Source organism: Anabaena catenula FACHB-362, assembly GCF_014698735.1.
Lineage (GTDB): Bacteria > Cyanobacteriota > Cyanobacteriia > Cyanobacteriales > Nostocaceae > Anabaena > Anabaena variabilis_A.
Genome location: NZ_JACJTQ010000004.1, coordinates 162735 through 184520, shown reverse-complemented (window position 1 = coordinate 184520; position 21786 = coordinate 162735). Strand labels below are relative to the sequence as shown.

Genomic DNA, 21786 nt, shown 5'->3' with positions numbered 1-21786 from the left:
CAACTATCAATACCTTTATAATTAAAGATTAAACTAGGATCAGGCAATTGTCTTGGTGGCGATTGCGGAATTTAAGAAAATGTTACTTTTGCTTTTTTTAAAAAACTGCGAATAAATCCTGGACTTGTCTCTGATATGAATACTGTAAAGGCTGAACACTGAAAAGAAAATTTTGATATGCCATAGACATTTGTCTAGCCACTTCATCAACTGGGACACTACCAGGACTAGTTCCCAAACCAGGAACAACAACTGTATTTATTTGTTTTTGTAAACAATTACAGTAGGTTTGGTTATGTTTGCGAATGGCTAAAAGAGTTGACCACAGTCCTTGATAAACATGATCTTTGCCAGCCATTGACATCTGCATTCTCAAAGTGGGACTATGGGCAATAAATGGATGTAAAATATGATTTGTTTCTACAATTAAAGATGTTCCTATAGGTTGATCTCCTAAATACTCTTCTTGAATACGTTGTTGTAATAATGTTTCTACATCTTTACCAAAAAAATTGAGTACTGTAGCATCAATATTATTGGCGGAATTTAAGGAACTAGCCGCAGTAACTATGCAATCAAAAAAAGGTAGTTCTTCAAAGGTGCCATTGACTATTTTTACATTTGGTAGACCTTCAAAATAATCTGCAAAAGCTCTACATAAAAAAGCTTTACTTTCTATCAAAATTAGTTTTAATGGTATGTCATAACTCCATGTTTGACAGGTATCTATGTTATTAATTTTGGCTTTATAGTTTGATTTATCAATCAGAAAAAGTAAATGAGAATTGAGGAGGGTAAAAATAGCATCAAGATTCAAAGTAATATTAGCTACTTTTTCCGCTGTCAAACCATCAGGAGTTTTAATTTCTATAACTAATCTTTTGAGTGCATGATAAATATCTAAAAATAATATTCGTAGAGGTTCATCGGCAATAATCGGATAACGAAGTAATTTTAGACAATCTTCTAAACGATATACATTTTTTTGCATACTAGTAAATCCTAGCATGGCCGCACCACCTTTCATACTAAAGGTAGCCCGGAACAATTCATTTAATTTATCTCTGTCATCAATTGTATTTTGTAAATTGAGTAAACCTTTGTAGATTGTGTTGAGATGATCTTGTGATTCTTCAACAAAGTAGCCTATAATTCTTTGAAATTGTTCTGGTGTCATGGCTGTAATAATTGTTGTATTTTTATGATGTACAAAATTACAAAAATTTAGCGCTACTATATATAGTTCTATCTGATTGACTTTCAGGGCTATTTCATTCTCACATATAAGTAGTCGTGCAAAATAAATTGTATATTTAGGGGAGGGAATAGGAAATAGGCAACAGTCAACAGTAGAGGAATACAGAGATTTTTATTTTTTGCAAAATGTATAATTAATTTTGCTGAGATATAGCAACGGACAGGGCGGTTAGGACACCAACTGATTATAAAACCTAGACACCAAAAGACTCTTCAGACTGTCACCTGTCACCTGTTCCCTGTCACCTGCTATACTTACAACTGTTCCTCAGTCAAGACATGGCTTGATCTGACACTGTGTTTAGACTACCCACTTTTCACTTGATTCATATCGTATGATGCCAAAATAAAACCACCTTGAGTAAGAACTAAGGTGGTTATTAGGTGGTTATTTAATTTATACCTTTAGGTAATTAATAGTGTGTGCCAGTTTTGCGGTGGTTGATAGCAGTCATCGCATCAGCCTTGAGTAATTTACCGTTATCGACAGTTGCATATACTACCCAATGATCGCCGCATTCAAGACGTTGGCTAACTGAACATTCCAGATAAGCTGATGCGTCGGTGAGGATTGTACAACCGTTGTCTGCTTCTACAGTCTGGAAGTTAGCGAATCTATTTTCTCCGGGGGCGAAATTCTTGCGGAAATGCTTCATGTAATCTACATGAACACCTTCAGGGAGAATATTGAGGGCAAATTTTCCACCAGGATACATCAGGGATTCTACCGCTCGGTCTTTAGCGATCGCGACTGTAATTCCTGGTGGATTAAATGTAGCTTGAGACACCCAAGCGCCTAGCATTCCTGTGGAAACTTCTCCTTGCTTGGCTGTCACCACACATACAGAACCAATAATCCGGCCTACAGCTTGTTCTGTTGGGGTAGCAGATTGTTGGGGTACACGGATTTTTCTAGCTTTTTTCAAGCCTTGAGCGAAATCTGTACCGATTTCTTCACACAATTTGAGTGTGACTTCATCAGGCTTAAATTTTACCTTTAGGGTATCAAAGCCAAACCGATATCCAGCATCTCGGAGTTTACCTTCAACTAAGTCTAAGGCTTCACCACTCCAACCGTAGGAACCAAATACCCCAGCGAGTTTGCTGTTGTCACCAGTAGAAAGAACAATACCCAAAGCGGTGTGAATAGGAGTAGGTGCATGACCACCAATGGTGGGAGTACCTATAATAAAAGCATCTGCTTTTTCTACAGTATTACGAATGTCATCAGGTAGGGCAAATTCACAGTTAATTGATTGAACTGCAACCCCACCTTTGGTTAATCCCAGCGCCATAGCCTGTGCTAAAATTGCTGTGTTGCCATAGGCTGAAGCGTAAAGTAACGCCACGGAAATTTCCCGATTTTTTTGAGAAACACTCCATTCTCCATAGGCTTTTGTCAGTTCAATTAAGCCGGTACGAATTAACGGCCCATGACCTACAGCATACATTCTCACTTGCAAATCGGAGATTTTCTCCAACGCTGCTTCCACATGGATTGCATGGGGAGCCATCAAGCAATTAAAGTAGTAACGCTGGTCTTCTTTGAAGGTTTCTGAGTTGTCATCAAATACGTCATCTCCACATATATGCACTCCAAATAATTTATCTGTGTAGAGAATTTGGGTTTGTTGGTCGTAGGTACAAAGTGCTTCTGGCCAACGGGGACTAGGAGTAGGTAAGAATTTTAAAACATGACCTTGACCCAAATCTAAAGTTTCTTTCCCTTTCATGACCAAAACTTTGATATCTTGGTCTAGGAAAGCTGCTCGTAAATTAGCAGATGCAGGCAGAGAACAAACAAAAGTTATTTGTGGTGCAACTTCTAACAGGGCTTTTAAAGTTGGTACACGGTTGGGACTAAAATGACCCAAAATTACATAATCCAACTTTCTGAAGTTAACTGTATTCTGTAATGCTTCCAGATAAATTGCGGTGAAACTTTCCCCTGGAGGATCAATCAATGCAGTTTTATCGGCTTCTATTAAATAGCAATTGGAGGTAGTTCCTCTTTCAAGTGCATATTCAATTTCAAACCTTAGACGTGACGCACTTCTGGCTCTAAGAACTTTTGTATTTGTGGCAATAGGTAGAATTTGTACGTCGCGTGGTTTGGAATTGCTCATAGGTTTTTGTTGTGGAGAAAAAACTTGTAACAACCAGTTTTTAGCAGATTCAAAAGCGTTAGAAAGAAGATCTGGGAAGCTCATAATAATTATGAAATACTTGCAGGAAAATATCTGTGCATTGCAATTCAAATTTCAAAATAGGTAATGGGTAATAGGTAATTTGGAGAATTATCTATCACCTATCACCTATTCCCTATTCCCTATTAATAGTAATTCCCTACTTTGCGATGGCGTACTGCTGTGATTCCATCAGGCTTGGAAACACGTCCATCTTCAACTGTGCAGTATAAAATCCAATGGTCGCTACATTCCATGCTGCTGACAACTTCACATTCCATGTATGCGAGTGCGTCTGTAAGAATGGGTGAACCATTTTTAGCGGTTTGGGTTTTCACGCCGGCAAATCTATCCGCACCGGGATGTAAACGCTTGAGGAAGTGCTTTTTCAGGTCTTGATAATTTCCTTCTTCCAGAACATTAAGAACAAAGCGATCGCCTAATTGGAGTAAGTTATCAATAGCCCGGTCTTTGGCCACGGCTATTGTGAACCCTAAAGGCTGTAAACTAGCTTGTGTTACCCAGGAAGCGATCATTGCTCCACTCATATCACCTTTTTTGGCGGTGACAATATACAAGCCGCTGCTAATTCTACCCAACGCTTTTTCCATGTTCACGTCGAGGGACTTGATTTGTTTGATGTTGCGTTCTCGCATGATCAATTGTCCCAAGTCTGTACCAGCTTCTCCACAAAGTTGGTAGGTTGATGCACTGGGAACTTCTTTAATCCGAATTGCTGGGAAGCCTTCTTTTACGCCTAAGTCAATAAATTTACGACGTAGGGTATCAATGGGTTCATCATCGCCACCATAACATTCAAATAGTCCTACTACTTGCTTATTTTTGGCGACTGATAGCAATGAACTCATCCCAGCTTGAGCAGCTACGGAGGTACTTGGAGGCATTCCGATAATAATACCCGATGCTCTACCTGCTAGTTCTTGAATTTCTTGGAGTTCTGCTGTGTTGAGATTAATTACTTCTACTCCCACTCCAGCTTTTTGGATACCTTCAGAAATGGCCATAGCCAAGCGATCGCTATATCCATATTCTGAGACATAGAATAAACCAACTACAGTCTCTGCTGTAGCTTGTTTTTGGCTCCAGTTTTGGTAACACTCTGTCAGCAGATCTAGATTATGATGCAGTAATGGGCCATGTCCGTTAGCAATTATTTTGATTTTGCCAAGTTCACCCATTCTCTTCATTGCATTCAATAGAGAACGAGCATTAGGACCCATTAAGCAATCGTAATAAAATCTGAAGTCGGCTTCAATCGCTTCTAAGTCTTCGTCAAAGGTGCGATTGTCGCAGAAATGCATTCCAAATGCATCACAGGTATAGAGGATTTGGGTTTGGCGATCAAAGCTGAAAATGGTGTCAGGCCAGTGTAAATTGGGCGCACTGACGAATTCGATTTCATGTCCTTTCCCAAGGTCGATGCGATCGCCACTTTTGACAATTCGCTTGGAAAAAGGATCATGTACTAAGCCTTCTAAAAACTGCAACGCAACTTTAGAAGCTAAAACAGTTGCTCTCGGTGCTAACTGTAATACGTCTTCTACCAAACCACTATGATCTGGTTCTGTGTGGCTGACAATAATGTAATCAATTGTCTTGGGATTAACAATACTTTTGAGGGTTTCTAAATACAGGTGACGAAACTTCTGGTGAGAAGTATCAATCAAAACTGTTTGTTCACCCCTAATTAAATATGAATTATAGGTTGTGCCGTTTTGCAGTCCAAATTCAATATCAAAACGATCTCGATCCCAATCAAGAGAGCGAATCGCCGTGGTGTTAGGGGCAATTTCTACAGTTTGTATAGTTAACCGGGGCTGAACTTTCTCTGAGATCGCTACCATGATTCGTCTCCGAGTCCAAATAATATTCTCTTCTCAATCCATTTTCTTCCTAAATTCTTTTTAAAGTTGTAATCAAGAATATATTTCGGTAAATTCAACTTGTATCAATTAATGCTCTTTTTCAGCATATTTTATGACTAGAAAAATATACTAATTATTAATTATGTCAAATGCAATACGACTTAAATATTTATTTTTCTTGGCATAATTTAAAATCCTTAAACCATCATACAGATATTGGCTTTTCTTGACAAATTATTTGTCATAATCTGCAAGCCAGAAATGTTATCCTACATATCTACCTCCCCTATTCCCTGCCCACACAAGTAAATTCAGTAATCAAACCAGATTCCTATATGAATGACTCAGCATTTACTATCTTTATCATCTTTGGAGTCATTTGGATTTTAATGGCAACCGCAGCTTTAATTGCTCTTTTGAAAGCGGATGGTCAAAAAATTCAGTTTGGTAAAACGGGATTTATTATTGCTGTTTCTATCATTGTCCCACTTATCATTAGCCTTACCTATGCAGCATTTAGAGGGACATTTTAAACAAACATTGAAAGAAGGCAGATCCGTCCGAAGGGCAGATAAAAAATAGTGTGATAGCAAATTAATATGAGGCTGCACAGAATCATGAAACCCATTAATTAATCCGTCTTTATCGGCGTTTAGGTTCGGTCAATTCTTTTTGAAATCTTATTCTATGCAACTTCATATTAATTTGCTTTGAATCCTTCTTATCGGGTAATGCGGAGAATTTTGTCCTGCTGTGGAGGGCAATTTCCTCGTCCATCACAGTTACTGGTGGTGACATATAATTCACCATCTGTCCCCATAATCGCCTCTCGCAGTCGTCCATATTTACCCTGCAAATACACCTCATGACGCTCGACTTGTTGGGGAGATTTGGGGTTGAAAACAACACGCTGCAAGTGTTGGGAACGGAGGGTGGCAATAATTAAGCTACCTTTCCATTCAGGAATAGAATTGCCAGTGTAAATTGCTGCACCACCAGGAGGTAAGGCTTCACGCCAAACTATCGACGGAGTCACAAGTCCTTTCCTTGATTCACAACGGTAGATAGTAGGCCAGCCCAGATTGTCTCCTGCTCTTGCTAAACTGAGTTCATCGTGACCTCTTCTTCCCAAATCCCCACTGGGTCCGTGGTCTGTCACCCATAGTGTCGATTTATCGCGCCAATCAAATCCCTGAGTGTTGCGAATCCCGGTGATATAGACAGGATTTTTAGCAAATGGATTATCTGGTGGTACTTGTCCGTCAGGTGTCACACGCAGAATTTTACCAGCAAGGCTATTAACATCCTGGGAACTTTGCGGTTCTCTGGCATCTCCAGTGCCAATGTAAAGCATTCCATCTGGGCCAAAGCGAATACGACCACCATTGTGAAATTGGGCTACAGGAATATTGTCGAGAATTACTTTATCTGGTGAAGCAGTAAGTTCATTCTCAGATAGTCGCCATCTTTCTACACGATTAACCTGTGACCCATTTCTATCAGCGGTATAGTAAATGTAGAAAAATCGGTTTTTGGCAAAGTTAGGATGAGTGGCAATACCAAGTAAACCATCTTCACCGCTCTCTGTTACTTTGATAGTAGCTACTGGCTTGGTAACAAGTTTACCACCCCGCACGAGGCGAACTCGTCCCGGTCGTTCGGTAACTAACATATCTTGATTGGGCAGAAAAGCTATTCCCCAAGGAACTTCCAGACCTGTTACCACTTCTTCAACTCGCAGTTTTACCTGTCCTTGGGAACCGAAGCCATTTTCTACTAAAGTACAGGCTTGATTTTTAGTAGCAGTTTGTTGGCTGACTTGTTGGGCTGTTTGTGTTTCTTGATTGTTAGTGTTTGCAGACTCAGTTGTGGGTAAGTTGCAAGCAGAAAGTCCTAGTAAAACTATGCCAAAAAGTAATTTGGCTGCAAGAGTTTTTGTCTGTTTCATTATTTGTTCTGTCCAAACAATCGCTGCCTGCATGGTATTGTAAATGGCTAAATAATTTATTTTTATAATTTATTGCCAATTTAGTATAAAGGTAATTAGCAGCTTGGTTTTTTATTTACTATTAAAGCCATATACTCTAGCTTTAGTTGAGTTTAACTACATCTATCCACGGACTTATTTAACAATTGGCGGTGTTGGTTGTGAATCTGTACCTATGAAAAAAAGTGATTTTTAGCCTAAATTTATTTCTGGGGACATAGCTGCCTTTTTAATTCCATCAGCAAAACCTTGTAGCAGTCTATTCTGTATTCTGAATACTTATACCAAATTAATATGAAGTTGCATAGAATAAAATATCAAGAATAATCGACCGCAGATGTACGCAGATAAACACAGATAAAGATGGATCAATCTATGGATTTCTGAATTCTGTGCAGCCTTACATACAGCGGATTCCTTTTTTATAAGGTACATCATAGCCCCCTCATCGCTTGCGGGGAGGGGGTTGGGGGTGGGGTTGTTGTACCTCATGACACTGGGAAGTGCTGTAAAATTGGTATTACCTACAAACATCAAAACTCAAAACTGCTTTTCATGGCAATTTTGAGTTTATATTTGGAGAATTGAAGAGATTATGCAAATTTGGTTTGTACTTTCTTCTGAAGTAAGTTGATAATTGCAGCTTTTTGTAAAATTCCGACTAACAACCCATTGTCACGAATTACAGCCAGTGCTGATAATTTTTGTGTTTCGAGTAACTGTACGACTTCCAACAACGGTTTATCCGATTGTACGGTGCTAGACTGCTCAATTGGTTTCATTACTTGGAAGACTTGAGTTTCTGACCATAATGTATTCGGGATGGTTCGCAAGTCATCAATTGATATCGCTCCTAACAATTGTCCTTGCTCATCTGTCACCAAAAACCGGCGGTATTCCTGAGCATTTAAGAGTTGTTGATCTGCAAACTCTCTTAAACTCAAATTCGCTTTGATAATCGGACTATCGTTGTTTACAGCATCCGCTGCTGTTAAACCTGTGAGTTTTTCTTGCACTCTAGCAAATTGGGCAGCATTACCAGCATTTTGCAGCAAGAATAAGCCAATTAACAAGTTCCAGACGTTAACAAAGCTACCAAATAATAGTAGAGGAATGAGACCAGAGGCGATCGCTAACCAACCAAAAATTTGTCCAATTCGGCTGGCAACAACCACTCCTTTATAGGATTTACCAGTAATTTTCCAAACTATTGCTTTCAGTATATTCCCTCCGTCTAAGGGCAAGCCAGGAATGAGGTTAAACAGAGCTAATGTCAAATTAACAGAAGCTAGTAGACCCAGGATAGCAGCCAATGGTCCAGATGCAGCAGTTGCAAAACCAACTGTTGTCGCCGTAGCAAACAGCATCAAACTAACGATTGGTCCGGCAATAGCTACCCAAAAAGCTGCTCCTGGAGTTGACGATTCTTTTTCTAAGCTTGCCAGTCCACCAAATATAAATAGTGTAATTGATTTAACATCAATTCCTTGGCGAATAGCGACAAAGCTGTGTCCTAATTCATGGGCGACAACTGAGCCAAATAACAACAGTGCCGTCATCAATCCTAGTACCAAAGGCAATCCCCCACCTAATTGGGGAAATTGTGCCGCTAGTCCACTGCTATAGCTCCAAGTTACCAAACCTAAAACTAAAAACCAGGACGGATGTATATAAAAAGGTATTCCAAAAAGGTTGCCAACCCGAATTGTGCTATTCATGGCGTTCACCTGTGACATGGGCATTGAGAGGTTTGTTGTTTCTCTCAATGACCTTATCGTAACGAAATATTAAGTAAATTTAATCTTTGTAACGGTAGTGGTGTCCGTCCATTAAGGTGTGGTTATGCGAATTTAGCCTTGATCAACGTCATTTCCCCCTGCCTCTTTGGCTGCTGTTTTTACTAGCAGGTACTTAGGATGCTTCAGCAAATCTAGCTACACGTTTTTGTTTGTGAGCATATCAGCAACTTGGTAACGATGTTCTCCAAGGTGTAAATACTGTCATCGTTCACAAACTAAAACAGTTCCCTTTTCTCCACGAGTAATCCGCAGTTCTTCATCTAAATAAAGGATTTCTAAACGTCCTTTGGGAGAACGATTCATAATAAAAGTAACTTCTCCAGTTTCTGGATTCATAGTTTGCGGAGGAACTAAACCAAACATTAACCTCAAAAAACCAGACATCACAATATCTTGCCAACTTCTTTTTTCAGACTTACCTTGCTCACCAAAAACCGCCTTCCATTCCTCCATTTGGGTTGTAGATTGCGGTTTTAAAATTCCTCCCGTAAATTGCACTTGCAGCACCGTATCACTCACAGGTTGACAAATTCCTTGGTTGCGAACAATCCCAGATATTTGAGGAACGGATTCATCAATAGTCGTAAATTCAACAACAATATCATGAGTTCGCAGTTCTCCATTTCCTAATGGAACCACAGGTTGAAGAACGCGGTCAATCACCACTTTTAGTTTTGTTGGTTTAAACATATTAAAAGCCAAACGACCCAAGGTATAGGCATATCTGCCATCTGCAAGTTGCTCACCTTGAGGAAAATTTGGCGCACTGATCAACAACCATTCACTATCCATTAAACTACCACTGTGGGCTGGTGCTGTCGTCGGATTGAGAGATTGGAGATTTTCAATAGCAGCAATTACAGTTTTGTCCTTGGTATTGCCACCACAAGCAGCTAATGCCTGACGCAAAGCTGTTTTAGCTGCTGCACATTTTCCTGTATTTACTACCATAGTGTTAAAATGTTTTAGCTTTAACTGATGCAATTTTACACAATCGGCTGATTTTTGAAATCTATCTGCCAAGGCGATTAAAAAATTGTTACTTTAGTTTTGGATAGAAAATCAAAATCATTGTTGATTCCACCATGTCCAACAGTATTATCCAGTCAGAGGCATCTCCTCTTGCAGTCACATCTCAACCCAGAACAACAGAAGCACTCCCCGCAGGTGGAATCGACCCAGATCGCTTTGATTGGCAAGAGGTTTGGTATCCTGTCTATTATGTTGAAGATTTAGACAAATCCCAGCCTACTCGCTTCACCTTGCTAGAAAGGGATATGGTTTTGTGGTGGGATAATAACGAGCAGATGTGGCGAGCATTTCTAGACCAATGCCCTCATCGGTTAGCGCCACTATCGGAAGGAAGAATTAACGAGGATGGATTGTTAGAATGTCCTTATCATGGTTGGGCTTTTTCAGGAACAGGAAAATGCGATCGCATTCCCCAGCAAGTTGAAGGTGGAAAAGCAGAAGTTTCTCAACGTGGCTGTGCAACTTTATTCCCGACCACAGTTCGCCAAGGAATGTTGTTTGTTTATCCTGGTGCTGCGGAGAATGCAGCTAAAACGAAAGTTCCCATTGTTGACATTTTAGACGAAGACCCGGACGGCTGGATTTGCCTGAATACTTTTCGAGATATTCCCTATGATGCCTTGACGTTGATGGAAAACGTCTTAGATTCCAGTCACATTCCTTACACCCATCATCGCACCGTCGGCAACCGATCTAATGTATCGCCTGTGGAATTGGAGGTTGTAGAATCAGGGAAATGGGGATTTAAAGGCACTTGGGCAGCAGGCCCCCGCAAAGGAACTTTAGGACGGCAAGATACTACTTTTATTGCCCCTGGTTTAATGTGGCATGACCTGACTTCTAAACAGTTTGGCAGGACTTTAACGGTGGTTTATGCAACTCCCATTCGCAAGGGAGAATGTCGATTATTTGCGATTTTTCCTTTCAAGTTTTCTTCCAAATTACCAGGACTGTTTTTGAAGTTGACTCCACGCTGGTATTCACACATTGGACAAAATAGCGTTTTAGAAGATGACCAAATTTTCTTGCATCATCAAGAACGGTATCTGGAAGAACGTGGTGGTAGTGACAATTTTACCAAGGCGTTTTATTTGCCAACTAAGGCAGATTTGTTTGTCTTTCAGTTGCGTTCTTGGGTGAATCAATACAGTGTTGATCCTTTTGCGGGCAAAACTCTACCACCGCCCTTACCGAAGGAAGCTTTATTAGATAGATCCCACTCTCACACTGAAAAATGTGCTAGTTGCCGGACTGCGCTGGCTAATCTGCAACGGTTACGGGTGGGAGTAGCTGTGGTGACAGTGTTGGTTTGGGCATTGCTTCCCTTGCTGATATTTATTTATGGTCAGACGAATATTTTCACGATTAGTTTTCTGACATTGCTTGTGATTAGTGGTGCTGGGATTTGGTTTGGTTTGGGTAGGTTAGAACGACGGTTTTATCAAGGACGCTTAGTTCCACCTAGAAATCTGCCTGAGAAAAACTAGAAAAATATTCAGTAGTGCTTAATTTATAGCCGTGGACAGGGTGGTTAGGACATCAATTGATAGTGAAACTCTCACTACAAGAGGGTTTTACTCCTGACTCCTGAACCGAAGGTCTGCGAAGCGTCTCCTGACTCCTGACTCCTGACTCCTGACTCCTGCTATAAATCCACCTTGAAAGCCAAAATCCACCCACACATAAAAGTGTAAGTGGACTGGTTCATTCTTGAAAATGGAGCTTATGGGAGTTGAACCCATGTCCAAATTGGGTATTAACCCACCGCTCGTTCACAGGTTTAGCCTTTCTGACCCTCAAGGCGGGAATCGTTCATTATCCCGAACGTAGGATGCTCTGATTTAATCTTAGCCAGCAAGCCAACCAGAGAACGCTTACTGAAGCATCCGTTGGGGTTAGGTCTCTAGTCCTTAACGGAGTCAAACTGGAGACGCTCGAACCTGTAAGAGGTGTTTTAGGCTGCTACTAGAGCTTCCCGACGAGCAAATTTTACGATATTGTTCGCATTTACTTTTTTTTCGAGTCTTTGATTTCCGAGAGGTGACTCGCTCTCGACCTGAATCACAGAGAAGCTTTCGCCAACCTGTCGAAACCGTTAAAGCCCCATGTGCTTCACACTTTTATTATAGTACGCCGTTTTGGAAATTGACAATAAATTCAAGGTAGAGAGAAATATTTTATCGCTGATTGCGATCGGATCGCTCTGCTGACTTTGGATATCGCCATGACTAGCCAAATTTTGACTCAATCAGAAGAAATCGTCCATTTATCAGGTATTAGTTGGCAAATTTATGAGAGTTTGCTAAATAAAATTAGTTCGCGTTGATTATCGGATGATGAACCACAGAAATTAAATTCTATTCAGGTTGAGTCCAAGCCTTAACGCCTTCAATTAAAATACCAGCAGGAGCAAATATTACCTTGACTGTTTCAATACCGACTGCTGTTGCAACTCTACGCAAACGTATTTTTAGATTTGGATAATTTTTTATCGCTTGTTCAATCACTTGTTTATCTTTAAGCACTGGATGATTATCAACGGCTTGATTGACAATTAACTCAGCTTCGATTGGTGTTGGTTTATTTTGTTCAATTTGCTCAAGCAATTTTTGAATTACTGTTTCTACTTCAGCGATATTTTGTTTTTGATGGGCTGCATATTTATGAGCAATAACTTCACCGTTATTATTTTCAACAATTTGAACAGTTGTAGCATTTGGGAAACTGTATTTAGAAGCTTGGCTATTTTCTGACATGGTTTTGATAGTATGAGTGAGTGTGTTTATAGAATTAGCTAACGAATCGGTGTTATTCTCCTCTTCCAAAAGGGGAGAAGTTGCAATTATATAATTATAATACTTACAACGCTCTTGAATTCCAAAAATTGCAGCACTCAAAGGTTCATCACCAGTTCTAACTAGAAGTTCGGAAAGACGAGGTAGAAGTTCAGTATTACCTGTTTTACCTATTGCAGACGCAGCCATCCAACGTATTGAAGTATCTTCTCTTTCTAAAGCCTTGAATAGCTCAGGAATAGCAACGTTATAACTATATTTTTCTATTTCATCAATAGCATTTCCAAAAGGAATTATGTCTTGGGATTTTAAAGCAAGACTTAGAACAATTGCTTGATCATTTCCTTCTAATTCCGTAATATCTTCGCTCTGAGTATCTAAAGTTTCATCCTGCTTAATGCGAATTTTATCTAATGCAACAGTAACGCTTTCACGAACCAAATAACACTCATCTTTGAGGGTCATAATTAAAGCAGAAATTACCTCGTCACTGTCAAAGTCTCCTAATACATAAGCAGCTATATTCCTAACTCCGAAATAAACATTTTTTAAAGCATGAATTAAAGCGGAAATGGCAGCTTTATTTCCAATTTTACCTAATGCAATAGCGGCATAGGAGTAAATGTTCATATTCTCATCATATAAAGCATAAATTAATGTAGGAATTGCATTATCATTTCCTATAAATCCTAAAGCCTCTATATATTTTTGACAAAAATTAGAGCGGCTATCTTGAAGAATCTTGCTATTACCTATTTGTAAATATGGCTCGGCAATTTGTATATGACTATTGGAGTTCTTATCCCACAATATTTGAGTTATATAGGAAACTGCCGCATTACTATCAATCTTTTTTAATGATATACAAATAGTAGTTCTCACTGAGAAGCTTTCATCTATGAGAGATTCTACTAAAGGTAATACAGCTTTTTTATTATCAATTAAACCCAATCGAAAAGCAGCACTATTCCTAACATTACTATCTGTATCTTTTAGACATTCAATCAAAATATTAACTGCTTCTAAAGAATTAACTTGGTTAGGATATAGTGTTTCTATAGCTTTCTTGCGAACTTCAGCATCTCCATGTTTTATAACTTTCTGTATAGCACTAATTAAAGTTTTTGTACTAATTTTCTTTAAAGCATAGGAAACCCAGAAATAATCAGAAAAATTTTTATCTTCTAGAGCATCTATCAAAATTGGAATTGCAGCTTGATCACCACGTTTTCCAAGAATGATAGCAGCAGTCCTATTTACATCATAATTTTCATCCTTCAAGACTTGGTACAAAATCTGAGTAGCTTCCTCACATTCAATCCTATCGAAAGATTCGATAACTTTTTTACGAAAACCAGGATTAGCATTATTTAAATATTTAGATACAATCGGAATCATGCTGGTAGAGCGGGTTAGTCCTAAAAGCAATATTTTGAGTTGATGATCAATATTTAATTTATCAACTAAAATAACTGTATTTTTCTGATAATCTGATTTTACTGCTCCCGCCAACTTCGCACCCAAATGTAAATCAACATCTAAACCTAAACTCACTATTTCGACCGCCTTTTTGTCTGTTACTTCAGGCAATGCCAACATCAGCAATAAAGGTTCTGTCCATTTCAAATAATTTAGATAAAAATATTTCAAATTCTCAGGACTAATTTGATCAAGCTGTCGCAGTAGAGATTCTGCGGCGTAATATTCCTGAAGTAACTGATGACAAAATTCAATTTCATCATTCTGCGGATTGCGTTGAATCAAGTGGTGCTTTAGCAAATCATCTAGACAAATAATCGCTGAACGTTCTGGATACTCTTCCTTGCCTTGTAGAAATTCTGTAAAATTTTTCTTTGCGTCTCTTTCAGAAATACTTAAACGAAAATCTGTAGGTTTATCAGCTTGCATCATTTCAAAAGCCAGATGTTCCAATAAACCAGACCTCCAAAGACGGCATTCTTCAGAAACGGGGACATCATTAGAATTACGTTCATACAACTGAGTAAACTTACGCAATGCCTCTCCACTACTTAAAGGTACATCTTGCGTTTTCTGAAATATGAAATACAGCATCCACATTACTAGCGGAGTTTGTCCCAACTCCCGCAAGCGATCGCGTAATTGTTGTAAAATTTCTCTAGTCTGCCCTGGCATACAATCATCAATAAATCGCTGCACCTCACAATTTGACAGGGGTTGCATTTCCAATTTCTTTCCAATCCCCAAATCATCACCACCATCTCTTGTGGTGAATATCATGGGTGTATTAGAGTTATCCCGACGGAAAAGTTTGATCTTTCTCCGAGCATCGTCATCAGGTAGTTCGTTGATACCATCCATCAACAGCAAGAACCGCTTTTCTTTTAACAACTTCTTTAACTCAGAAATAGATAAGTCGTATAACTCGTGACGCTCTAGAAAAGCTTGCACTAAATCCAGGACTGAAGTTTCGTAATAATCCTTGTAATATCGCAACTCCACCAACACCGGAATCTGGCTTTGCTGATTTTGAAGTGCTTCTTTGGCTGATTCCACCAACAGCCGCGCTAAAGTCGTTGATTTACCTGCACCTGGACGACCTATCAATAACACAGATTCCTTAGCAGCATACTTACGCAATCCCTCTAAAACTGAGAGACGTTCTATTTTTTCAGAAATTTCATTTTGTCGTTTTCTTGGCTCAATTATCTGCGCCATCAAGCCAAAATCAAACAGTGAGGATAATTTTTCCCCATCAGCTTTTTGACAACCTACTGTATTTGTTAATTTATCTACTAGGCTCCACCACTGTTGATACTTGCTGCAAATAGATTCCAGGTATCTTTGAAAATCAATGCTCATACATCGACGAGAGAAAGATAGGCGCTGTTTTCTATGTTACTCGATAAAATATCTCTGGAGTGTGATTACTTACATAACTGTCTCTATGCAATGCCGATAATTATCCGTGATTTATTTTAAAATTCCCAAACACAAAATTAAGTAAATGCTTATGAACCACCAACAACTTCCAGAAGTGACTACAATAACAATAACTGCTTTGAGTATTGTAAAATATTTAAATGACCTTTAGAGGAGGTTTTACAATGACATTACAAGAAATAATTAAATCTCTGGATGATTTATCTGTAGAAGATAAAACTTCTCTGCTTAATGTACTTGAGTCTCAATTATCCCAAAACAAGGAAAAGGAACAGATAAAAACTTTTAATCCTGACGGTGAAAATTTCTGGGAAATGACCTTGCGATTTCGGGAACGTATGGAAAGGGAGGGTATAGAATTTACAGATGATGATTTTGCGAATCTTAGAGATCGTAGCCCAGGACGGGAGGTAGAACTGTGAGTTTTCGTTTTCTTTTAGACACTAATATTATTTCGGAAATTAATAAAAAAATCCCAAATAAATTAGTCGTTGATAAAATGAATCAGTACCAAGGTGGAGTAGCTACTGCTTCGGTAGTTATTCATGAATTATTATTTGGCTGTTTACGTTTACCTCCTGACTCTGTAAGAAGACGTTTTTTAGAAGATTATATCGAAGAAATACCTGCTAAAATGCCAGTGTTTGATTATGATCTCAATGCCGCAAAATGGCACGCACAGGAAAGGGCTAGATTATCAAAAATTGGTAAAATACCTGCTTTTATTGATGGACAGATTGCGAGTATTGCCTTCTGCAATAACTTGATTTTAGTAACAAATAATGTTGCAGATTTTCAGGAATTTGAGGATCTGGTAATTGAGAATTGGTTTATTTAGGTTGCTTATGTTCAGGTAATTTGTAACAAAATTAAATAATATTGAAACTGCCAATTACTGGTTATGGTATAGATTAAATATTAGGACTTACGCAAAACAGAACCAAAGTAGCGGTAATTCATGAATTACCGCTACACAGGAATAAGGTTTTCAGTCACATCTTGCGTAAGTCCTAAATATAAAAGTTTCAAGTAATTGTTTACGTATAATTTTTAGATTAATAAACCAATAATTGATGATTGGCTCTGGTTCATTTAACAATTACCCATCACCAATCACCTATTACCAAATTAAGTTAAAGCCTCTGCACCACCCACAACTTCTAGGAGTTCTTGGGTAATTGCTGCTTGACGGGCTTTGTTGTAAACCAATGAAAGGCTCTTTATCAATTCACCGGCGTTTTCACTGGCGTTACTCATGGCTGTCATTCGTGCTGCTAGTTCACTAGCTGCTGACTCTTGAAGCGATCGCAATAACTGATTACTCAGATACAATGGCAACAGAGAATCAAGAATTTGTACAGGGTCTTGCTCGAAAATCATATCACGAGGCAAGGCGCGGACTTGGCTGACCACTTTCTCCCGTTCTACTTGGAATTGACCACCACGGCTAGTTAAGCGGAAGATTTCGTCATCTGCTGCTTCTAAACCTTGGGTATCAAGGGGTAGCAAAGTTTGTACCACGGGACGAGAGCTAACCAAGGAAACGAATTTGGTATAAACTAGCTCAATTCTGTCTACTTTTTCCGAGAGAAACAAGGAAAGTAGTTCGTCAGCAATATTAGTAGCTTCTGCTGCGGTGGGAATTTGTTCTAAACCGCTGTAGTTAGCATCAATAGGCTGATTGCGTCGTTGAAAGTACTGAGTAGCTTTGCGTCCGACAGTTACAAATGTGTAGTCTATACCTTCGGCTTTAAGTTCCTTAGCACGATTTTCTGCACGGCGAATGACGTTACTATTGTAACCACCGCACAGACCCCGGTCGCCGGAAATTACCAACAAACCTACTGATTTAACTTCGCGTTTTTTCAGTAGTGGTAAGTCTACGTCTTCAAACCGCAGACGGGTTTGTAACCCATACAATACTTGTGCCAAGCGGTCTGCAAAGGGACGGGTGGCAATTACCTGTTCTTGGGCGCGACGTACCCGTGCCGCAGCCACCAGCCGCATGGCTTCTGTGATTTTTTTGGTGTTTTTGACCGACTGAATGCGATCGCGTATTGCTTTAAGATTGGCCATAATTTATAGTCCTGAGTCATTAGTCATTGGTCATTGGTCACTGGTCATTGGGATTACCAATCACCAATCACCAATTACCAATTACCGATTACGCTGCTGCTTGGAAGGTCTTCTTGAACTCGGTTAGTGCTGCTTTCAAGGCTGCTTCTTCTGCGTCACCGAGGACTTTGCTGCCTTGTACTCCTTGGAAGTATGCAGTATTAACGGTCTTCAAATAATCACGTAAACCTTTAGCGAATACGGTAACTTTATTAGCTGGGATATCATCTAAGTAACCGTTGATACCAGCGTAAAGAATCGCTACTTGTTCAGCTACTGACAGTGGGTCGTTTTGGGGCTGCTTGAGGAGTTCCCGTAAGCGGACACCACGTGCCAATTGGTCTTGGGTGGCTTTATCTAAGTCAGAAGCAAATTGCGCGAAAGCTTGCAAGTCGTCAAACTGTGCCAATTCCAACTTAATCTTACCGGCAACTTTTTTCATTGCCTTGGTTTGTGCCGCAGAACCTACGCGGGATACGGAGATACCGGGGTTTACAGCGGGACGGATACCAGAGTTGAACAAGTCAGAAGACAAGAAAATCTGACCGTCGGTGATGGAAATTACGTTTGTAGGAATGTAGGCAGATACGTCACCAGCTTGGGTTTCGATAATTGGTAGGGCGGTCATGCTGCCTTTACCTAGTTCATCGCTCAATTTAGCGGCACGTTCCAACAAGCGGGAGTGGATGTAAAATACGTCTCCGGGGTATGCTTCCCGTCCGGGTGGACGACGTAGTAGCAAGGACATTTGGCGATAAGCCTGAGCTTGCTTAGAAAGGTCATCGTAAATTACTAAGGTCGCTTTGCCTTTGTACATGAAGTACTCAGCAATGGTTGCGCCTGTGTAGGGAGCTAGGTATTGTAAGGTGGCTGGGTCACTGGCGTTAGCGGCTACAACTACGGTGTAGTCCATTGCGCCTTTTTGTTGTAAGGTTTGAACTACGTTAGCAACGGTGGAAGCTTTTTGACCGATGGCAACGTAAACACAAACTACATCTTCACCTTTTTGGTTGATGATGGTGTCGATAGCGATCGCTGTTTTACCAGTTTGACGGTCACCGATAATCAATTCCCGTTGACCACGACCGATGGGAATCATCGAGTCAATAGCGGTGATCCCGGTTTGCATTGGTTCGTGTACAGACTTACGGGCAATAATCCCAGGTGCTGGGGATTCAATCAAGCGGGTTTCTGTAGTTTTCAGATCGCCTTTACCATCAATGGGGCGACCCAAAGCATCGACAACGCGACCAACTAAGGCTTCACCTACAGGTACCTGAGCAATTCTACCAGTAGCAATTACGGAGCTACCTTCTTGAATTTCCCGGCCTTCACCCATCAATACCGCGCCCACGTTATCTTCTTCTAAGTTTTGGGCGATGCCTATTGTGCCATCTTCAAATTCTAGGAGTTCCCCAGCCATAGCCTTTTCCAGGCCATAGATGCGGGCAATACCGTCACCAACTTGTAAGACTGTACCAACGTTAGCAACTTTAACCTCTTGGTCATATTGCTCGATTTGTTGTTGGATAATGTTGCTGATTTCGTCTGGTCTGATGGAAATACTCATTTGTCTGTGCTTTAGTTTTCTTTCGAGACGGAAGAAGTCAATACAATTCAAAATTAAAAATAGTTTTTTCTAATTTTTAATTTTGAATTATTAATTATTTCAGCTACTGCTTAAGCGCAAGGAAAGACGACGTAGTTGACCGCGCAAACTAGCATCAATTACTTGTGAGCCGACTTTGATAATCACACCGCCAATCAACTCGCTATCTATCTTGGTTTGTATTTCTACCTGGCGAGCCTTGGTGATGGCAATTACTTTTTCTGTAATTGCTTGCTGTTGAGCTTCTGTCAAAGCAACGGCAGAAGTAACTTCGGCTAATACGGTTTGATTCAGCTGCCGCAACAGTACTAAATACTGCTGTAAAATCGGTTCCAAGAAAGAAATGCGTCGTCTGTCAACTAGCAGCAGCAAAAAGTTACGTAGGTAGGGACTAACGCCTTCCCCAAGTACTTGTTTGAGCAGACTCTTCTTGTTTTCAGCTTGAATAAAGGGGTTGCCCAAATATGTCTCAAGCTCTTTGTTGGCTGTAAAGAAGCCTAGGAAAGTACGTGCATCTGTGCCGAAATCTTCTGTTAAGTTTTTCGATTGCGCCAGAGACAACAGCGCCTGTGCATAAGGCTGGGCTATTTCGGCTGCTGCTGCATTACTTTTCATACTTTCCCTCCCAATTGTGAGATGCTGCGTTCAATTAAAACTTGTTGAGCATCGTCAGCAATTCCGCTCTTGAGTTGCGCCTCAACTTTTTGCAGTGCCTGAGCAACTACTTTTTGACGTAATTGAGCGATCGCTTTATCTAGTTCTGCACTCAAGTCGGCTGCCCCTGCTTCCTGCAAGCGCTCAATATCTACAGCAGCTTGTGCCAGAATAGCTTCTTTAGCAGCTTGGGCATTGTCTTGGGCTGCTTTTTTAATTCTTTCCGCTTCCGCAGTAGCTCGATCTAGGTTTTGTTGCGCCTCTTTCAACTTTTCGGCTGCATCCTTAGCTCTTTGCTCTGCACTCTTAATTGCTGTTTCAATATTTTCTCGACGAGTTTTTAGGGTGTTACCCACAACTTTCCGTCCGAAGACAAACAGCACAGTAATAATAATGGCCAGGTTAATCAGGTTAGTGTCTAAAATATTTGTGTTTAGACTAAACCCTCCTTCTGCCAATTCACCTCCGACGGCGCTAGCTTCGGCCGTCAACAGTAAAAAAGTCCCCATGATTTTTCATCCACAACTGCGCTGCCAAAACTTTTTTGTCAGTTGTCAGTTGTCAGTTGTCTTACTTAATGACTAATGACTAATGACTAATGACCAATGACTATTTTTTGAGTTAGCGCTGGTTAACTAAATCTGCTCCTAAAAGCTTTTCTAGCATTTGCCGACTGAGAGCATCAACTTGTGCTTCCAAGGAACCTAAAGCTTGTTGTTTTTGCTGCTCAATTTCACCAGCGGCTTTTTCTCTTTGTGCCTGGGCTTCCTGTTGCGCTGCGGCAATTTTTTGGGCAGCGATTTTTTGAGCTTCGGCTTGAGCTTCAGCAACAATTGTTTGTGCTTGCCGTCTAGCTCCTGCTAGATCCTGCTCATATTGCTGTGCTAAATTTTCTGTTTTTGACAAGCGTTCTTGAGCTTCTAATTGATTACTACGGATGTATTCATTCCGTCCATCAATCGCATTGCCCAGGGGCTTGTAAAGAGTTGCGTTCAATATTAGGGCTAAGATTAGAAACTGGATTGCCATCAAAGGCAGGGTAGCATCTAGATCAAACAAACCCCCTTCTTTGGCAACTTCTTCTACAGCCAATAAGGTGATCCAGTGTGTCATGTTTGCTTATTCCTATCTACTATTTTAGTGCTGAGTCCTGAGTCCTGAGTCCTGAGTTAATAGTTTTGAGTTATTTTTGTTAAACTCCCAACTCTTAACTTGTTTTTACTCAGCACTCATTACTCAGCACTCATTACTGATTATGCGAAGGGGTTAGCAAACAGTAGCACTAGAGCAACTACTAGACCGTAGATGGTTAGCGCTTCCATGAATGCCAAGCTTAACAGCAATGTACCGCGAATCTTGCCTTCAGCTTCTGGCTGACGAGCAATACCTTCTACAGCTTGTCCGGCTGCGTTACCTTGACCAATACCGGGGCCGATTGCAGCCAAACCAACAGCTAGAGCAGCAGCAATAACGGAAGCAGCAGAAACTAATGGATCCATGATATTCTTTCCTTACTTTACTGAGTTGAACGGGTTTTGTAGTTG

Annotated in this window: 17 protein-coding genes and 1 other RNA gene; 4 read left to right on the top strand and 14 right to left on the bottom strand. The window is 40.2% G+C overall.

Annotated features, from left to right (window positions below; genetic code table 11):
- Nucleotides 1–97 precede the first annotated feature (97 nt).
- From H6G68_RS04995 to H6G68_RS04985, 3 genes are all read right to left on the bottom strand, one after another.
- Nucleotides 98–1177 (bottom strand): Hpt domain-containing protein, encoded by a 1080-nt coding sequence (locus tag H6G68_RS04995; RefSeq protein ID WP_190905634.1) that lies wholly within the window; start codon nt 1175–1177, stop codon nt 98–100.
- Between the two features lie 493 nt (nt 1178–1670).
- Complete coding sequence (locus tag H6G68_RS04990; RefSeq protein WP_190905677.1) at nt 1671–3383, bottom strand: diflavin flavoprotein; 1713 nt, start codon at nt 3381–3383, stop codon at nt 1671–1673.
- 206 nt (nt 3384–3589) lie between these two features.
- Entirely contained in the window at nt 3590–5308 is a 1719-nt protein-coding gene (locus H6G68_RS04985; RefSeq protein WP_190905633.1) for a diflavin flavoprotein, read from the bottom strand.
- Between the two features lie 356 nt (nt 5309–5664).
- On the opposite strand from H6G68_RS04985, the gene H6G68_RS04980 reads away from it, so the two are divergent.
- Nucleotides 5665–5862 (top strand): hypothetical protein, encoded by a 198-nt coding sequence (locus tag H6G68_RS04980; protein WP_190905632.1) that lies wholly within the window; start codon nt 5665–5667, stop codon nt 5860–5862.
- Nucleotides 5863–6050: 188 nt separating this feature from the next.
- On the opposite strand, the gene H6G68_RS04975 is transcribed toward H6G68_RS04980, so the two are convergent.
- The 3 genes from H6G68_RS04975 to H6G68_RS04965 form a co-directional block, all read right to left on the bottom strand.
- On the bottom strand, nt 6051–7277 hold the full coding sequence (locus H6G68_RS04975) for a PQQ-dependent sugar dehydrogenase (RefSeq protein ID WP_190905631.1): 1227 nt from the start codon (nt 7275–7277) through the stop codon (nt 6051–6053).
- A gap of 632 nt (nt 7278–7909) precedes the next feature.
- A complete protein-coding gene (locus H6G68_RS04970) occupies nt 7910–9034 on the bottom strand; it encodes a site-2 protease family protein (RefSeq protein WP_190905630.1) in 1125 nt (374 codons plus the stop codon).
- A gap of 282 nt (nt 9035–9316) precedes the next feature.
- Nucleotides 9317–10066, bottom strand: coding sequence for a PAP/fibrillin family protein (locus tag H6G68_RS04965; protein ID WP_190905629.1), 750 nt, complete (start codon nt 10064–10066; stop codon nt 9317–9319).
- Between the two features lie 134 nt (nt 10067–10200).
- Here H6G68_RS04965 and H6G68_RS04960 point away from each other — a divergent pair, with 134 nt between their 5' ends.
- A complete protein-coding gene (locus H6G68_RS04960; protein WP_190905628.1) occupies nt 10201–11634 on the top strand; it encodes an aromatic ring-hydroxylating dioxygenase subunit alpha in 1434 nt (477 codons plus the stop codon).
- 227 nt (nt 11635–11861) lie between these two features.
- On the opposite strand, the gene ssrA is transcribed toward H6G68_RS04960, so the two are convergent.
- Nucleotides 11862–12252, bottom strand: a transfer-messenger RNA (tmRNA) gene (gene ssrA / locus H6G68_RS04955).
- Nucleotides 12253–12504: 252 nt separating this feature from the next.
- Nucleotides 12505–15783 carry a HEAT repeat domain-containing protein gene (locus H6G68_RS04950; RefSeq protein WP_190905627.1) on the bottom strand — a complete coding sequence of 1093 codons (3279 nt, stop codon included), beginning with the start codon at nt 15781–15783 and terminating at the stop codon, nt 12505–12507.
- A gap of 245 nt (nt 15784–16028) precedes the next feature.
- Between H6G68_RS04950 and H6G68_RS04945 the strand changes: the two genes are divergently transcribed.
- Together H6G68_RS04945 and H6G68_RS04940 are read left to right on the top strand one after the other, a co-directional pair.
- The gene (locus tag H6G68_RS04945; protein ID WP_190905626.1) at nt 16029–16286 is read left to right on the top strand and encodes a hypothetical protein; all 258 of its coding nucleotides are present in this window, start codon (nt 16029–16031) and stop codon (nt 16284–16286) included.
- Complete coding sequence (locus H6G68_RS04940) at nt 16283–16702, top strand: type II toxin-antitoxin system VapC family toxin (RefSeq protein ID WP_190905625.1); 420 nt, start codon at nt 16283–16285, stop codon at nt 16700–16702. The genes H6G68_RS04945 and H6G68_RS04940 overlap by 4 nt, the downstream gene beginning before the upstream one ends.
- A gap of 290 nt (nt 16703–16992) precedes the next feature.
- Here the strand turns inward: H6G68_RS04940 and H6G68_RS04935 are convergent, their stop codons facing one another.
- From H6G68_RS04935 to atpE, 6 genes are all read right to left on the bottom strand, one after another.
- The gene (locus H6G68_RS04935) at nt 16993–17940 is read right to left on the bottom strand and encodes a F0F1 ATP synthase subunit gamma (RefSeq protein WP_190905624.1); all 948 of its coding nucleotides are present in this window, start codon (nt 17938–17940) and stop codon (nt 16993–16995) included.
- An 88-nt stretch (nt 17941–18028) separates the two neighbouring features.
- Entirely contained in the window at nt 18029–19549 is a 1521-nt protein-coding gene (atpA, locus tag H6G68_RS04930; protein ID WP_190905623.1) for a F0F1 ATP synthase subunit alpha, read from the bottom strand.
- A 99-nt stretch (nt 19550–19648) separates the two neighbouring features.
- On the bottom strand, nt 19649–20203 hold the full coding sequence (gene atpH / locus H6G68_RS04925) for an ATP synthase F1 subunit delta (RefSeq protein ID WP_190905622.1): 555 nt from the start codon (nt 20201–20203) through the stop codon (nt 19649–19651).
- Nucleotides 20200–20751: a F0F1 ATP synthase subunit B gene (locus H6G68_RS04920; RefSeq protein WP_127053818.1), complete on the bottom strand. Its 552-nt coding sequence runs from the start codon at nt 20749–20751 to the stop codon at nt 20200–20202. The genes atpH and H6G68_RS04920 overlap by 4 nt, the downstream gene beginning before the upstream one ends.
- A gap of 112 nt (nt 20752–20863) precedes the next feature.
- Nucleotides 20864–21355 carry a F0F1 ATP synthase subunit B' gene (locus H6G68_RS04915; RefSeq protein WP_127053817.1) on the bottom strand — a complete coding sequence of 164 codons (492 nt, stop codon included), beginning with the start codon at nt 21353–21355 and terminating at the stop codon, nt 20864–20866.
- 140 nt (nt 21356–21495) lie between these two features.
- A complete protein-coding gene (atpE, locus tag H6G68_RS04910) occupies nt 21496–21741 on the bottom strand; it encodes an ATP synthase F0 subunit C (protein ID WP_015206126.1) in 246 nt (81 codons plus the stop codon).
- Nucleotides 21742–21786: the final 45 nt, after the last annotated feature.